The 14,718-nt window shown below is 69.1% G+C and carries 17 protein-coding genes; 3 read left to right on the top strand and 14 right to left on the bottom strand.

The features are described 5' to 3' along the window. The 3 genes from UK23_RS44290 to UK23_RS44280 form a co-directional block, all read right to left on the bottom strand. Positions 1 to 583: class F sortase (locus UK23_RS44290; protein ID WP_045317842.1), on the bottom strand; the 583-nt coding region annotated here is incomplete at its 3' end. Further along, positions 580 to 1,242, bottom strand: coding sequence for a hypothetical protein (locus UK23_RS49495; RefSeq protein WP_052685593.1), 663 nt, complete (start codon positions 1,240 to 1,242; stop codon positions 580 to 582). The genes UK23_RS44290 and UK23_RS49495, both read right to left, overlap by 4 nt. Positions 1,243 to 1,323: 81 nt before the next feature. Next, positions 1,324 to 2,727 (bottom strand): NAD(P)H-quinone dehydrogenase, encoded by a 1,404-nt coding sequence (locus UK23_RS44280; protein ID WP_045317840.1) that lies wholly within the window; start codon positions 2,725 to 2,727, stop codon positions 1,324 to 1,326. Positions 2,728 to 2,837: 110 nt separating this feature from the next. Between UK23_RS44280 and UK23_RS44275 the strand changes: the two genes are divergently transcribed. After that, positions 2,838 to 3,287 (top strand): gamma-glutamylcyclotransferase family protein, encoded by a 450-nt coding sequence (locus UK23_RS44275; protein ID WP_045317832.1) that lies wholly within the window; start codon positions 2,838 to 2,840, stop codon positions 3,285 to 3,287. A 64-nt stretch (positions 3,288 to 3,351) separates the two neighbouring features. Here the strand turns inward: UK23_RS44275 and UK23_RS44270 are convergent, their stop codons facing one another. The 8 genes from UK23_RS44270 to UK23_RS44230 all read right to left on the bottom strand — a co-directional run bounded on the left by UK23_RS44270 (position 3,352) and on the right by UK23_RS44230 (position 9,981). Beyond that, positions 3,352 to 4,155 (bottom strand): ESX secretion-associated protein EspG, encoded by an 804-nt coding sequence (locus UK23_RS44270; protein WP_082115474.1) that lies wholly within the window; start codon positions 4,153 to 4,155, stop codon positions 3,352 to 3,354. Then, positions 4,155 to 5,345 (bottom strand): PPE domain-containing protein, encoded by a 1,191-nt coding sequence (locus UK23_RS44265; RefSeq protein WP_045317838.1) that lies wholly within the window; start codon positions 5,343 to 5,345, stop codon positions 4,155 to 4,157. Before UK23_RS44265 ends, UK23_RS44270 begins: the two co-directional genes overlap by 1 nt. A gap of 2 nt (positions 5,346 to 5,347) precedes the next feature. Then, complete coding sequence (locus UK23_RS44260; protein WP_045317831.1) at positions 5,348 to 5,713, bottom strand: hypothetical protein; 366 nt, start codon at positions 5,711 to 5,713, stop codon at positions 5,348 to 5,350. 97 nt (positions 5,714 to 5,810) lie between these two features. After that, positions 5,811 to 6,389, bottom strand: a complete 579-nt coding sequence (locus tag UK23_RS44255) for a DUF3558 domain-containing protein (protein ID WP_045317830.1) — start codon at positions 6,387 to 6,389, stop codon at positions 5,811 to 5,813. Positions 6,390 to 6,407: 18 nt separating this feature from the next. After that, positions 6,408 to 6,962 (bottom strand): GNAT family N-acetyltransferase, encoded by a 555-nt coding sequence (locus tag UK23_RS44250; RefSeq protein WP_052685591.1) that lies wholly within the window; start codon positions 6,960 to 6,962, stop codon positions 6,408 to 6,410. A 77-nt stretch (positions 6,963 to 7,039) separates the two neighbouring features. Next, on the bottom strand, positions 7,040 to 7,816 hold the full coding sequence (locus UK23_RS54375; protein ID WP_231114964.1) for an HAD-IA family hydrolase: 777 nt from the start codon (positions 7,814 to 7,816) through the stop codon (positions 7,040 to 7,042). Further along, positions 7,795 to 8,181, bottom strand: a complete 387-nt coding sequence (locus UK23_RS44235) for a DUF1707 SHOCT-like domain-containing protein (RefSeq protein WP_045317829.1) — start codon at positions 8,179 to 8,181, stop codon at positions 7,795 to 7,797. Before UK23_RS44235 ends, UK23_RS54375 begins: the two co-directional genes overlap by 22 nt. Before the next feature lie 30 nt (positions 8,182 to 8,211). Beyond that, complete coding sequence (locus UK23_RS44230) at positions 8,212 to 9,981, bottom strand: acetyl/propionyl/methylcrotonyl-CoA carboxylase subunit alpha (protein ID WP_045317828.1); 1,770 nt, start codon at positions 9,979 to 9,981, stop codon at positions 8,212 to 8,214. Positions 9,982 to 10,114: 133 nt separating this feature from the next. Between UK23_RS44230 and UK23_RS44225 the strand changes: the two genes are divergently transcribed. Then, positions 10,115 to 10,771, top strand: coding sequence for a hypothetical protein (locus UK23_RS44225; protein ID WP_156213832.1), 657 nt, complete (start codon positions 10,115 to 10,117; stop codon positions 10,769 to 10,771). On the opposite strand, the gene UK23_RS44220 is transcribed toward UK23_RS44225, so the two are convergent. From UK23_RS44220 to UK23_RS50965, 3 genes are all read right to left on the bottom strand, one after another. After that, positions 10,768 to 12,048: a dicarboxylate/amino acid:cation symporter gene (locus UK23_RS44220; RefSeq protein WP_045317826.1), complete on the bottom strand. Its 1,281-nt coding sequence runs from the start codon at positions 12,046 to 12,048 to the stop codon at positions 10,768 to 10,770. The two genes, UK23_RS44225 and UK23_RS44220, sit on opposite strands and share 4 nt — an antisense overlap. A gap of 183 nt (positions 12,049 to 12,231) precedes the next feature. Then, a complete protein-coding gene (locus UK23_RS44215) occupies positions 12,232 to 12,831 on the bottom strand; it encodes a Maf family protein (RefSeq protein ID WP_045317834.1) in 600 nt (199 codons plus the stop codon). Next, on the bottom strand, positions 12,791 to 14,248 hold the full coding sequence (locus tag UK23_RS50965) for a DHA2 family efflux MFS transporter permease subunit (protein ID WP_269112343.1): 1,458 nt from the start codon (positions 14,246 to 14,248) through the stop codon (positions 12,791 to 12,793). The genes UK23_RS44215 and UK23_RS50965 overlap by 41 nt, the downstream gene beginning before the upstream one ends. Before the next feature lie 35 nt (positions 14,249 to 14,283). On the opposite strand from UK23_RS50965, the gene UK23_RS44205 reads away from it, so the two are divergent. Then, positions 14,284 to 14,670, top strand: a complete 387-nt coding sequence (locus UK23_RS44205; protein ID WP_045317825.1) for a hypothetical protein — start codon at positions 14,284 to 14,286, stop codon at positions 14,668 to 14,670. The last annotated feature ends 48 nt before the right edge of the window (positions 14,671 to 14,718 follow it).

Here is a 14,718-nt window from a genome sequence, read left to right as displayed (position 1 = left end):
AGATCAACGTCGCGTAGACGATGATGTTGTCCCGGTAGCTGTGCGCGGCCTGGTCGAAGCTGCCCCCGCAGGTGATCAGCCGCAGCTCGGGTTCGTCGGTCTCGCCGTAGACGGCCTCGGTGGGGAAGCTGTCCTTGGCGATCTGCTCCGTCTTCCGCACGCGGAACGTGGCCGTGGTGCCGTCCTTTCTGGACACCTCGACCTGGTCGCCTTCGGCGAGTTCCTTGAGCCGGAAGAAGATTCCCGGTTGTTTGTTGCCGTCCACGTGGCCCAGCAGGATCGCCGGACCGGCCTCGCCGGGCGTGCGGGCGAGCTTGTACCAGCCCGCCTGCATCGGTTGTTCGACCGGCGGCACCTCGACCGTCTCGTCGGCGTTCAGGCCGAGCGGGACGAGTGAAGACGTGGCACCGATCTTCGGGATGCGCACCTCGGTCGGTTCTGAGGGCGGCATGCCTTTCGCGGCAACCACTTGTGCCGTTGAACCGGCCGGTGGCGTGGTCGTCTGCGGGTCTGAGGCGGGCGGTGCGGCACAGGCGCCGAAAAGCGCCAGTGCCGCCACGACCGCGACTGCGAGTCGCTTCATCGGGCCGTGCCTCCGCCACCGGTCTGCGGCGCGCCCTTCGGCTTCACGACGGGCTTCTTCTCCTGCTGCTTCGGCTGCCCCGCCTTGGCCTTGATGGTGAACTTCCTGGTCATCGTCTGACCGGAGCACTTCATCGACGCCTCGTACGTTCCAGGCGTGTCGATGACCTTGCCGCTACCGCTGCGCAGCGAGCCCTCGGTCTTGTAGATGATGTTGATCGGCTCGACGAACCCCTTCGACGTCACCGGGTTGTCGCACAGCGCCGTCACCTGCCGGTGCACGTCGATGGTGCCGCCCGCCTCGACCACGGGCACGTCGTCCGGGAAGAAGTAGAACGTCTCGACCACCCGGAACTTGACCGTGACGGGCTTGCCCGCGCAGGTCGCGGTGGCCTCGTAGTCGCCGGCCTGCTCGGCGGCGGTGCCGAGACCCTTCTGGAGGTTCGGCGGGTCGATCTCGAGACCGACCGGCGCGGCGAAACCCTTCGACGTGACCTGTCCGGCGCAGCCTTCCCCACCGTCGGCGCTGATCTTGATCGGCGCACCCGGCAGGTACTCGGCCTTGTCAAGGGCAAGCGGGACGTACTCCTGCGCGTTCGCTGCGTGTGTGAATGCGAATGTGGCTCCAACTGCGACAACGGTCGCGAAAATGCGCTTCATTTCTGTTTCTCCCCCAGGTGTGACTTGCACACTGAGGACGCCCCGAAGGGCGCCCACGTTGCCAGGGGAGTTCGGCGTTACCTAGTCGAGATCGTCGTGCCGCATGAGCTGGCGGCCGGACTCGGTGATCGAGCCGGACAGCGACGGGTAGACCGAGAACGTCGTGGCCAGGTGCTCGACGGTCAGCTGGTTCTGCACGGCCAGCGCGATCGGGAGGATCAGCTCGCTCGCGTTCGGAGCGACGACCACACCACCGATGACGACACCGGTCGCCGGGCGGCAGAACAGCTTCACGAAGCCCCGGCGCAGACCCTCCATCTTGGCCCGCGGGTTCGTGGCCAGCGGCAGCATGATCGTGCGCGCGGGCACCTCACCCGAGTCGATCGCCTGCTGGCTGATGCCGACGCTCGCGATCTCGGGGTTGGTGAAGACGTTCGCGGCGACGGTCTTGAGCTTGATCGGGCTGACGCCCTCGCCCAGCGCGTGCCACATCGCGATGCGGCCCTGCATGGCGGCCACGGACGCGAGCAGCAGGATGCCGGTGCAGTCGCCGGCCGCGTAGACGCCGCTGACGTTGGTCCGGCTGACCCGGTCGACCGGGATGTAGCCGCCGCGCCCGAGCTCGATGCCGATCTTCTCCAGGCCGATGTCGGTGGTGTTCGGCACCGAGCCGACGGTCATCAGGGCGTGCGACGCCTCGATCGTGCGACCGTCTTCCAGGTGGATCAGGACACCGTCGCCGGTGTTCTCGACCCGGTCCGCGCGGGCGTGCTTGACGACGGCCGTGCCGCGCTCGGCGAACACGTCCTCGAGCACCGCGGCCGCGTCGGCGTCCTCGTGGGGGAGCACCCGGTCCCGGCTCGAGACCATCGTCACCTTCACGCCCATCTCGGTGTAGGCGGAGGCGAACTCGACACCCGTCACACCCGAACCGATGACCGCGAGGTGCTCTGGCAGTTCGGGCAGGTCGTAGATCTGCCGCCAGGTGAGGATCCGCTTGCCGTCCGGCTCGGCGCCCTCGAGCACCCGCGGCGTGGCGCCCGTTGCGATGAGCACCACATCGGCGTTGAGGATCTCTTCCTTGCCGTCCGCGCTGATGGCGACGACCTGGTGCTGGGCGAGCCCGCGCGAGTCGTCGGCGAACTTCGCGCGACCGTTGATCAGCCGCACGCCCTCCCTCTGGAGGCGTGCCCGGACGTCCGCGGACTGCGCGAGTGCGAGGCCCTTGACCCGGCCGTGAACGACCGGCAGATCAACGGCGGCCTGGTCGTTGTTGGTCTGAATGCCCAGCTCACCGGCGTTGCGGAAGGCGCTGCGAGCGCCCGCAGAAGCGATGAAGGTCTTGGACGGCACGCAGTCGTACAGAACACAGGCGCCACCGGCCCCGTCGTTCTCGACCACGGTCACGTCGGCGCCGTGCTGCGCAGCGACCAGGGCTGCCTCGTAACCTGCGGGTCCGCCGCCCATGATGACGATGCGGGTCACGATCAGTTCCCTTCTGCGCGCTTGCTGGCCGGGCACAACCGTACGCGTTGGCCGAATCGCCCGTGTCGTCAGTACCGAAAGCTGATCGTTGGGTCGCTACGCTGTCGGACGTGCCGCTCTATGCCGCGTACGGGTCGAACATGGATCCGAACCAGATGATGGAGCGAGCCCCGTACTCCCCGCTCGCGGGGACCGGCTGGCTCGTCGGTTGGCGTCTGACGTTCGGTGGCGAGGACCTCGGCTGGGAAGGCGCTCTGGCGACGATCGTCGAAGAGCCTGACCAGCAGACGTTCTGCGTGCTCTACGACGTCTCACCCCGCGACGAGTCCCGCCTGGACCGGTGGGAGGGGGCGCTCGGTCTCTACAAGAAGATCCGGTTGCGGGTGCAGACGCTCGAGGGGTCCGTGGTGGCCTGGCTGTACGTGCTGGACGCGTACGAGGGCGGTCTGCCGTCGGCCCGGTACATCGGGGTGGTCGCCGACGCGGCCGAGGCTGCCGGTGCGCCGGACGACTACGTGAACGACCTGCGCACCCGCCCCTGCCAGGGCATCGGCCCCTGATCGCTCGCTGTTGGGGCGTCCGCAAGTACCCCCAACTGCGAGTTGGCGGTACTTGCGGACGCTGTCAGCCGGTGGCTTCCGCCAGCAGCTCCACCAGGTGGTGGTGCATGCGGCGGTAGTCGACGGGCGTGATCGTCGACCAGGGCGCCTGGCCCTCCGAAGCGCGCCGCATCTGCAGGTAGCGGCCCTTCGGCGTGTCGTAGAACGCGACCACGCGGTCCGGGCGCACCCGCTTGCCCCACTTGTCCCTGGCCGCGGCACCGAACTGGCCGCGGTTCGAGGCGTCGCGCACCATCTCGGCCAGCGTGTGGGCATCGTCACCGCGCAACCGTCCGCGCAGGCCTGCCTCCAGGTCCTCGGGAGTGGCTGCTGAGGCGGCTGCCGCGTCCAGGTCGGACGACGGCAGGGTGATCGAGTGACCCTCGCCCGCCGGAGCCGCGGGGAGGGCGGTGAGAGCCTCGCGCGGCAGTCCACCGGCCTCGGCCGGGCGCAACACCAACTGCCCACCGTCCAGGACGGCCAGGACGCCTGCCTGGCCTTTGCCCGCGGCCAGCAACCGCACGCTGCGGTCCGCCAGCCACATGCGGGCGTCGATTTCCTGCTGCGGGCGGTCGAGGACGTGCAGCAGGTCTTCCAGCGTCGGATCGAGGGAACGGGGGCCGCCCAGGCCGCGCGCGCCGAGCTGGCTCCAGACGCGGTCCTCGATGTCCCGGCGTTCCTCGCGGGTCTTGCCCGGCGAGGGCACCTTCAACACCAAAGGCATCGTCTCCAGGCCCAGGTGGTCCCAGAGAACGTCGAACTCCAGCGTGGAGATGATCACCGGGTCGCGCGTGTCGCTCGTCCCCATGTCCAGGCCCAGCACAGTCATCAGTCTGTCGTGCTCTCCCCGATCACCGGCAGCGTGTAGCTGCCGACGCCGTAGATGTCGTCGCGTTCGCGGAGGTAGTCGGCGGCCTTGTGCTCCAGGTCCTCCTCGTCCTCGCCCTTGCGCGGGCCCATGCCGCCGAAGGGGTCGAACGGCTGCTGCAGCGGCACCGCGCGGCGGTGGACCTGCTCGTTGTCCGCGGCCGCGCCGACGGTGCCCATCGAGCCCATCGCCGAGCCTGAGGCGGAAGCCACACCGGCCGCGTTGCCGTGACCCATCACCGGGCCCACGGCGGCGGACGAGGCGGCGGTCGCGCCCTCTTCCATCTCCTTCGTCTCGTGCGCCGAGGAACGGCCGGAGCGCTGGCCCGGCAGGCCGACACCCGCGGTACCGGTGCTGCCAGGACCGGCCGTGCCGAAGGACGAGACCGAGGTGGTGCCCTTGGAGGTGTGGCCGGTCGACGTCGACGCGCCCGAGGTGCGCGTCGAGGAGCCGGGAGGAGGCGGGGTGGAGCTGCGAGGCGGAGGCGCGGACGTGACGCGCGAACCGGTGCCGGTGCGGCTGCGGGTGACGCCGCCGCTGGTGGAACCCTGCGGGCCGACGACCCAGGCTCCGGACGTGCCCACCTGGGCGCCGCCGCCGTGCGTCACCCCGGTGCCGCTGATGCTCAACTGGGGCGGCTGGCTGAACTGGCCGAGCGTCGAGGTGTTCGCCGTCGTGGACGACGCGTAGGTGGTCATGACCTCACGGGCGCGGCGCTCGGCGGCGTCCTGGGCCGCCTCCTGCTTCTCGTGGTCGGTCTGGCCGACGAACAGGTGCGTGAGGCCGGTGACCAGAGCGCCCGGCTGTTCCGAGGTCACCTCGACGGGCTTGGGCATGTCCGCGCGGGCCTTCGAGATGTGGCCGGCCTGCAGTTCTGCCGAGTAGCGCATCACGTCCGCGCCGGTGCGGGCGCTGTCCGCCCACGCCGCGATCGGGTTCAGGCCGGCCTGCGCCATCTCGGACGCCTTGCCGGTCCACTTGGCGCCGGACAGCGTGATGCCCTTGTGCAGGTCGTCGTTGATCTCGGTCAGCGCGTTCGACACGCCCTGCCAGCGCTCCATCGACGCGAACGACGCGGAGGGGCCAGGACCTGCGTTGATGCGGTCGTACAGCTCCTTGTGGCTGTAGCCCTGCCAGCGGTGATCACCCATGGTCAGCACCCGCTCTTGTTCATCATGCCGGTGTTGTCGCCCTCGACCACCTGGTACTGGCGCTCGATCTGGTTCAGGTTGTCCATCGCCGTCTTGAGCTGCCGCTGGTAGTTCAGCAACGCCTGCAGCGCCGAGTCGCCGTCGGAGATCGACCTGTCGTTGAACTTCTCCGCGGCCTCGGCGCTCACCGGGTCACCCGCCCACGGGCGGACGCGGAACTCCGTGATCGCCATCTCGATCTGCTTGTCGAGCTTGGTCAGCGCGGAGGAGAAGGTGCTGCGCAACGCCGGGATCGCCTCCGGTTCCACGCTCAGCTCGTGGCTGACGGGTGGCGAGGAGTCAGCCCCGCTGCGTCCCCCTGGCGGCATGGTGCGACCTCCGGCGGTTGTGCGTACAAGCGCTTCGTCACTCTAACCACCGAAGGTAACGCAGGGGAGTGCGATCAGTGACATCCGCCCGTGTGGGTCAGCGCTTCTGGAGCAAACTGGCCATCGCCGCCTCTGCCACCCGCTGGGCTCCCAGGCAAAGATGATCTTGTTGCACCGCAGTGGAATTCCCGCCGTCGCGGAACATGACGTCGCGGAACTGGCCGTCCGCCACGTCGATCTCCACGTTGCAGACGTCGTCGAGGTCGGGTGTGCGGACAGTAATCGCCGCGAACCCCTCGATCGAGCTCACCGCGTACTCCACCTGGGCGTTCTCGGAGAGCCAGACGTCGGCTCCGGACGCCAGCACCAGGGCGAGCCTCGCCACGTTGCCGCTCGTCGTGCTGCGCATCGTGCACGCCTTCGCGTCGCCGAAGCTCTTCTCGACGTACGCGCTGGGCGGGTTGTCGAGGCTCAACGAGGTGCGCTGGTCGGGCGTGAGCACCGCGCACGGGTCCAGCCCGTCGAGCGGCACGGCGCGCGGCCGCTGCGGGAAGTCCATCTGCTGGGAGGACGTCGGGGGCGGAGGTGGTGGCGGGCTGTCCAGTGCACTCGGGGCAGGACCGGCCGTGCACCCGGCCAGCGCCACCGCAACGATGAGGAGCGCCGTGATCCGCATGGCCGGACACGGTAGCCGCTACGGCTGTGGATCTGTCGCCAGTCGTGACCACTGCAACTCGTCGACGCGCTGGTCATCGACCGTCGTCGTCTCGCGAAGTCGACCCTCCAGGGTGAACCCGCACTTCTCCGCGACGCGCTGCGACGCCTTGTTGAACACGGAGTGCTTGTAGATGACCCGGCGCACGCCGGTCGCGCCGAACACCCAGCCCAGCACGGCGTTGAGCCCCAGCGGCAGCACGCCCTTGCCGCGGTGCTCCGGATGGGTCCAGCAGGTGACCTCCGACTCGCCACCCGCGAGAGTGAGGTTGTTGATGATGATCCCGGCGACCAGATCCGCCGTCACCGCCTCGCACACGGCCCACGACCACCGGTAGTCCTTCGCCCAGCCGTTGGCCATCAGCTCGATGAACGACTTCGCGGACGACTCGTCGTAGATCGCCAGGCGGGTCATGTACCGCCTGGTCTCCGGATCCGCGTGGATCTCGATGAGCGCCGGTACGTCGCTGATGCGGTCGTCGTGGCGGAATGCGCGCAGGTAGTACTCGCCGGCGTTGATCTCGACTGGCTCCACGCGCTCAGGCTAATGGTCGCTGTCGCACCGGGTGTGACGATCCGCCGCGTTCGTCTCGCGGCCCGCGGTGGTACCGGCTAGTGGTCGCCCGTGAACCCGTCGTGCCGGTCCGCCAGATCATCGAGTACGGGCCGGTGCGCGGAGGCGGGCGTGCCGTCCGGGGCCGTGGCGAGCTCGATCACCCAGTCCACGTCCTCGGCGTCGTCCTCGCCCGCCAGCATGTCCCGGTGCACGTGACACGGCCCCCAGCCGTCCTCCGCGAGTTCCGCGGCCAGCTCCTGGGCCTCCTCGCGATCGGGGAGGATCAGCAGCACCGTCGGCGGGATCAGCCCGCGCACCGCGAGCGCCGTCCGCAACGCGTTCGTGTCCGGCACGTGCACGCCGTCCAGTCCCGTGTCGCAGGCCGCCCGCGCGTTCTCCGCCGTGTCGTCGCAGAACACCGCGGTCGGGTAGCCGAGCTCGGCCAGCACGAGCCGGAAGATCGCCGGATCCGGCTTCGCGACCCCGAGCCGCGACGAGTTGAAGATCGCGTCGAACTCCTCGTCCAGCCCGAGCCGCGCGAGATCAGCCTCCAGTCGCGTGGTCGCGTTGGACAGCAACGCCACGAAACACTGCTTGCGCGCGGCCCGCACCAACGCGAGCGCCTCGGCGATCACCTCGCCGGGTGTCGCGACCCAGTCCAGCCCGACCTCGTGCCGCCACTGCTCGTCGGTGATCTCACCGGTGACGGCCCTGTTGAGCAGCTCCGGTTCGAAGGCTCGCTCGGCGATCTCGGGCGCCAGCGGCGGGAACCGCCGAATCACGCCGTCGAGATCGAGCAACAGCAACGGTTTCAACGCCGGCGTCCGTTCCACTGGCCCCACAGCAGCGCCGCGACGGGGATGATCACGAAGATCAGCGGGTTCTTCACCACGAAGAAGAACGCCAGCACCACGGCGATGCCCACCACGGGCACGATCGAGCCCTCCCACCGGCGCGCGGGAGTCCTCGCGGGTTCGGGGTACATCGCCATCGGCGCGGCGAACTGCGGCCGCGGATCGGGCAGGTCGTAGAACAACGCCATCAGCTCGCCGCGGGTCTTCGCGGTGGTGATCTTCGCGGACCGGTCGCCGTACTCCTCGATGTCGATGCGGCCCGCGCTCATGTGCTCGCCGAGCACCTGCAACGCCTGTTGACGCTCGGTGTCACCGATGCGGATGTCCCTGGACGGGTCGCTCACCCCTCAATCGTAGGTGAGCGACCCGGCCGGTCAGTCCTTCAGCTCGCAGATCACGGTGCCCTGCGTGATCGGGTCGCCCGGAGCGGCCGCCAGACCCGTGACGGTGCCCGCCTTGTGCGCCGTCACCGGGTTCTCCATCTTCATGGCCTCCAGCACCACGATCAGGTCGCCCGCCTCGACGGTCTGCCCGTCCTCGACCGCCACCTTCACGATCGTGCCCTGCATCGGCGCGGCCACCGCGTCACCGGACACCGCGGCCGAACTGCCACCCGCCCGCTTCGACTTCGGCTTCTTCGCGGCGGCACCGGCAGCAGGCCGCGAACCCACGGCGAGATCACCCGGCAGCGACACCTCGAGCCGACGCCCGCCGACCTCGACCACCACGGTCTGGCGCGGCGTCTCGTCCTCGGCGGCCTCACCAGAACCGGAGAACGGCGCGATCTGGTTGTCGAACTCGGTCTCGATCCACCGCGTGTGCACGGTGAACCCCTCGGGCTTCTCGGCGGTGAACGCCGCGTCCCGCACGATCACGCGGTGGAACGGCAGCACCGTCGCCATGCCCTCGACGACCATCTCGTCCAGCGCACGGCGCGCACGGGCCAGTGCCTCGTCGCGGTTCTCGCCGGTGACGATCAGCTTGGCCAGCAACGAGTCGAACTGCCCGCCGATCACCGAGCCGCTCTCGACACCGGCGTCCACGCGGACACCCGGACCCGAAGGCGCTACGAAGGAAGTGACGGTGCCCGGCGCGGGCAGGAAGCCACGTCCGGCATCCTCGCCGTTGATGCGGAACTCGATGGAGTGCGCGCGCGGCGTCGGGTCCTCGGTGTGCTTGAGCTTCTCGCCCGCGGCGATCCGGAACTGCTCGCGCACCAGGTCGATGCCCGTGGTCTCCTCCGACACCGGGTGTTCGACCTGCAGGCGCGTGTTGACCTCCAGGAACGAGATCGACCCGTCCAGCCCGACGAGGTACTCGACCGTGCCGGCCCCGTGGTACCGGGCCTCCAGGCAGATCGCCTTGGCGGACGAGTGGATCGTCGCGCGCTGCTCGTCGGTCAGGAACGGCGCGGGCGCCTCCTCGACCAGCTTCTGGTGGCGGCGCTGCAAAGAACAGTCACGCGTGCCGACGACGATCACGTTCCCGTGCGTGTCGGCGAGGACCTGAGCCTCGACGTGGCGCGGCTTGTCCAGGTACCGCTCGACGAAGCACTCGCCGCGCCCGAACGCCGTGACGGCCTCGCGCACCGCGGAGTCGAACAGTTCCGGAATCTCTTCCAACGTCCGCGCGACCTTCAGACCGCGACCGCCACCACCGAACGCGGCCTTGATCGCGACCGGCAGCCCGTGCTCCTGGGCGAACGCGATGATCTCGTCCGGTCCGTTGACCGGGTCCTTGGTGCCGGGCACCAACGGCGCACCCGCGCGCATCGCGATGTGCCGCGCGGTCACCTTGTCACCGAGGTCGCGAATGGCCTGGGGCGTCGGCCCGATCCACGTCAGGCCCGCGTCGATCACGGCCTGCGCGAAGTCGGCGTTCTCGGACAGGAAGCCGTAACCGGGGTGCACCGCGTCCGCACCGGACTGCGCGGCCGCGGCCAGCACCTTCTCGAACGACAGGTAGCTCTCGCCGGGCGTGTTGCCGCCCAGGGAGAAGGCCTCGTCCGCGAGCCGGACGAACGGCGCGTCGCGGTCGGGATCGGCGTAGATCGCGACACTGGCCAGGCCGGCGTCACGGCAGGCGCGGATGACCCGGACGGCGATCTCACCGCGGTTGGCGATGAGGACCTTGCGCAGCGACACGGCGTCGTACCTCCTGCTGGACCGGCAATTACGGCTCTGGCTGGTGCCGCAGTCTACGGAAATCGGTGAACTCCGAGAGGGAGAGACGGCTCACTTCACACTCATCCTGAGGCCATCGGCCACAATCTGCGATGTGGGTGCATCCAGGTCCGTGCAGGTGACCGCCGCCGTCGCCGCCGTGGTCTTCGTCGCCGGGCTGGTGTACGCCTATTTCCAGCGGCCCCACAACACCGATTCAGGTCAATCCGGCACCGACTCCGGAATGCACTGCGGTACCACCGTCTGCCAGGTCATCATCGGCAAATCGGTCGGCAGGGACCTCGTCGAGCTGCTCGGCGGCACGGGTGGCGGCCGGATCAGGGTGACCGGCGAGTCCGGGCCGTTCATCTTCGAGATGACCATCGCGGAGACCGGCGCGACGGTGAACGGCAACTCGCTGCAGTGCTCCGAGGCGCCGGTCAGCGTGTGCCTGGTGCGCGGCGACCAGAACGGCAAGTCGCTCGGCGAGGTGCTGATCCGCAAGGACGGCACGTGGTCGCGCGCGCAGGCTCCCTATCAGGCCAGTGCCGGGTACATCGGGCTGCACGACGTCAATGCGGACGGCACCGCGGACGTCGTCACGGCGCAGCTCGGCTGCGACGGCCTGTGCACCAACGCGTTCGTGCAGGTGTTCTCGGTGATCGGGCCGGTCATCGGTTGTACGAGTCCGGCGCCGGTCCGGGAGCAGCTCGACGGCTGGCCCGTACCGGCGCCGAACCTGTCACAGATCAGGCCGTGCGCTGATGCCTAGGCGTTGACGAGCTCGCGATCCTCGGCGGGCGACTCGATCAGGCCCTCGCTGCGCGCCACGAGCACCGGCACGGTGATCTGCCCGGCCACGTTGGTCGCGGTGCGGATCATGTCGAGGATCGGGTCGATCGCGTAGACCACGGCCACACCGGTCGCGATCACCTGCGGCGGCAGGCCGACGACGCTCAAGGTCAGCGTCAGCATCGTGTACCAGCCGGTGGTTCCGGCGGTCGCGAGAGCACCGAACACGGCCACGAGCACGATGCCGACGTACTGCCACACCGAGAGCTGGATGCCGAACAGGTTCGCGATGAAGATCGTCGCGACGGCCGGGTAGACCGCGGCGCAACCGTCCATTTTGGTCGTGGTGCCGAGCGGCACGGCGAAGTTCGCGTACTCCTGCGACACGCCGAGCTCAGTGGCGGCCTTGCGGGACAACGGAAGCGTGGCACCCGACGAGCGCGAGACGAACGCGAACTGGATCGCTGTGCCCGCCTTGCGGAAGAACTCGACCGGCGAGGTCTTGCCGACGAACTTCAGCAGGATCGGGTAGACCACGAACAGCACCAGCAGCGTGCCGGCGTACACCGCGAGGATCAACGAGAACAGTGGCCGCACGAACGAGTTCCCGTACGACGCGACGGCGTTGCCGATGAGACCGAAGATGCCGATCGGCGCCAGCAGGATGATCCAGCCGACGACCTTCTGCACGATGTCGAAGAACGAGCGGACCAGGTTCGTGAACGGCGCGGCCTTCTCACCGAGCGCGTAGGCGGCGAACCCGACGAGCACCGCGATGAACACGACCTGCAGCACCTCACCCTCGGTGAAGGCGCTGAAGATGTTGGTGGGGATCAGGTTGTCGAGCAACGCGCTCCACGAACCGGACGCGCGCTTGGCCAGCTTGTCGACGGCGCCGGCGGCGGGCTCGATGTGCACGCCCTGGCCGGGCTTGATGATCGCGCCGACCGCGAGGCCGATCAGCACGGCGATGAACGACGTGATGGCGAACCACAGGAACGTCTTGCCGCCGAGGCGCGCGGCGGTGCGGCCGCCGCCGAGGTTCCGCAGCGACGCGATGCCGACGACGATCGCGGTGAACACCAGCGGGATCACGGTCAGCTGCAGCAGCGACGTGAAGACGGAGCCGATCTTGGCGAGCACGGGCGCGAGCCACGTGCCCTTGCCGAGCCAGCCGGCGATCGCGCCGAGAACGAGGGCGCCGAGCACGGTCAGGCCGAAAACCTTGGGCTTGCGGTAGGTCTGGACGAACGACACTGGAACATCTCCTGGGCAGGGATGAGCGGAACTGGGGTGGCGGAGGCGTTAGCTCCGACAACCCGCGCTCGTCCTGCGTGCCAGGTCGATGTGCCTGCGACGCGTCAAGTACTCGTTCACCGCTAGCCCCCAACGCTCGCGATGAGGGCAGTCTTCCCTGATCAAGCCAAGTGTGACCAGGGTCTACCAGAGTGCGGACACGGAAACACCCACCTGGCCGAGCAGCCTCCGGGTGATGGGCAGGCTGATGCCGATCACCGACGAGTGGTCGCCGTCGATGCCGTCGATGAACCAGCCGCCGAGCCCGTCGATCGTGAAGCCGCCCGCGACGTGAAGTGGCTCTCCCGTCGCGATGTACGCCTCCAGTTCCTCGTCCGTCGGCGTGCCGAACCGCACGGTCGTCGACTCGGCGGCCGAGGCACGGTCGATCACAGCGCCACCGGACACCCGCAGCACGGTGTGACCGGTGATCAGCACGCCGCTCTTGCCGGAGACCCGCCGCCACCGCTCCCGCGCGACCTCGGCCGTCCCCGGCTTGCCCACGAGCTCGCCCTCGAACAGCAGCATCGAGTCACAACCGACGACGACGCACTCGTCGTCGTACTCGATCGCCTCCGCCTTGGCCGCCGACAGCGCGACGACGGTCTCCTCGGGCGTGGGGTTCGCGAGCGACGCGACCAGCGCGTCCTCGTCGACACAGGACACGCGGACGACGGGCTCGATGCCCGCGGACCGCAGGACGCTAAGACGGGCGGGTGACTGGGAGGCCAGGATCAGACGCACCAGCGGAGTCTCGCACGCCCGTTTCGCGCTTCATCAGCACCGCCGCGCTGACCCCGATGACCGTGGACACGACCAGCATGACCAACGCGGCCCGCGTCGCCGAGGTGAAGTCGCCCGTCGCGGCCAGCCCGATCTGCAGCACCGCGCCCGTGCCCGCGCTGCCGAGCACGCCGCCGAACTGCCGCGACGTGTTGTAGATCCCGGCGCCCGCGCCCATGAGCTGCGGGTCGAGCGTCTTCGTGGCGATGTTGGTGAGCGGCGAGTAGACCATCCCCATCCCGGCGCCGACGACCACGAGCGCGGGCAGCAGCGTCCACGGTGACCCGCCCAGCTGCAGCGTCATCACGAAGATGCCGGCCCCGAGCAAGATGAAACCGGCGATCGGCAGGTACTTCGCGCCCGGCCCGTTCGACTGCCGCCCCGCGAAGAACGCCACCACTCCGGACATCAGCGACGTCGGCGCCGTGAGCAGGCCCGCCTCGAACGCCGACAGCTTCGGCACCGTCTGCACGAACAGCACCAGCGGCACGAACAACCCGGTGACCGAGAAGCCGATGATCACGTTGGCGACGTTGCCCAGCGAGAAGTTCCGGTTGCCGAAGATCCGCAACGGCAGCAGCGGCGCGGTGTTGCGCCCGGCCGCCTGCCACAGCACGAACACCACGAGCAGCACCGCGCCCGCGATGATGATCTCGGCGATCGTGATCGGCCCGGCCACCCTGCCCCAGCCGTAGTGCTCGCCGTTCTGCAGCCCGAACACCGCCAGCCCGAGCCCGAGGCAGCACAGCACCACCCCGAGCACGTCGAACCGCGGCGACCGCCCGGGCTGCCAGTCCGGCACCCACCGCAGCACCAGGGTGAGCGCGACCACGCCGATCGGGATGTTGACGAAGAAGATCCACTCCCAGCCGAGCTGCGTGACGAGCACGCCACCGAGCAGGGGCCCCGACACCGTCGCGAACCCGGCGACCGACCCCCACATGCCGAGCGCCGCACCACGCCGGTCCGGCGGGAACAGGTGGGTGATGAACGACATCGTCTGCGGGGTCATGGCCGCCGCACCCAGCCCCTGCACGGCCCGCGCGGCGATGAGGATCTCCGCGTTGCCGGCCAGTCCGCAGGTCAGCGAGGCCAGCACGAAGATCGTGAGGCCGACGAGGTAGACGCGCTTCGGCCCGAACCGGTCGCCCAGCCGTCCCGTCAGCAGCAACGGCACCGCGAAAGCCAGCAGGTAGGCGCTGTTGACCCAGATGATGTCGTTGAGCGACGCCTCGAGGCCCTCGATCATCGAGGGCATCGCGACGTTCACGATGGTCGTGTCCAGCAGGATCATGAAGAACCCGACGCAGAGCGCCGAGACGGCCCGCCACGCAGCCCTGTCCGTGCCGGATCCGCCGGTTCGAGTAGTACTACTGATGCGCCACCACCCCGTTCGTCGGCACCCTCGACCAAGTGAAGCGCTGGGTGCTTGTCCTCACCGAACGCGGTTCCGATCGCGAAGGCAAGCGCAGACGGATCGCGGCGATGTTCATCGTGCTCTGCGGCCTCGTCGGATCGTGGGCCGTCGGCAGCGTGCTCGCGAGCGATCCCATCGGCTACGGCGTGCCGATCTGGCCGTTCGCCGACCGGCTCGACCGCGCCGAGAACGCACTGCTCGGCCAGGTCGTCCCGGTGGTGCGTGACAACCTGCCGCTGAATCCCGCGGTCGCCGAGGTGCTGCGCAAGACCGACGCCTACGGCAGCGAGTTCTGGACCCTGAAGCTCAAGGTCGACGGCGAGACCCGCTGCCGCGAGGTCGCCGTCAGCCTGAACATCACAAGTCGCCGCGTGAGCTGCTGAACTGGGTCTGCAAGTACCGAGCCTTTTCCATCTTCATGATCGGGTGCG

The organism is Lentzea aerocolonigenes (assembly GCF_000955955.1).
GTDB classification, from domain to species: domain Bacteria; phylum Actinomycetota; class Actinomycetes; order Mycobacteriales; family Pseudonocardiaceae; genus Lentzea; species Lentzea aerocolonigenes_A.
The sequence above is the reverse complement of the archived record's forward strand: the minus strand, read 5'-3'. Positions and strand labels throughout refer to the sequence as shown.

Coding starts and splice junctions, on each gene's coding strand:
- UK23_RS49495 (WP_052685593.1), bottom strand. CDS start 1,242: ATGAAGCGCATTTTCGCGACCGTTGTCGCAGTTGGAGCCACATTCGCA.
- UK23_RS44270 (WP_082115474.1), bottom strand. CDS start 4,155: ATGACTGTGCTGGGCCTGGACATGGGGACGAGCGACACGCGCGACCCG.
- UK23_RS44265 (WP_045317838.1), bottom strand. CDS start 5,345: ATGGGTGATCACCGCTGGCAGGGCTACAGCCACAAGGAGCTGTACGAC.
- UK23_RS44260 (WP_045317831.1), bottom strand. CDS start 5,713: ATGCCGCCAGGGGGACGCAGCGGGGCTGACTCCTCGCCACCCGTCAGC.
- UK23_RS44255 (WP_045317830.1), bottom strand. CDS start 6,389: ATGCGGATCACGGCGCTCCTCATCGTTGCGGTGGCGCTGGCCGGGTGC.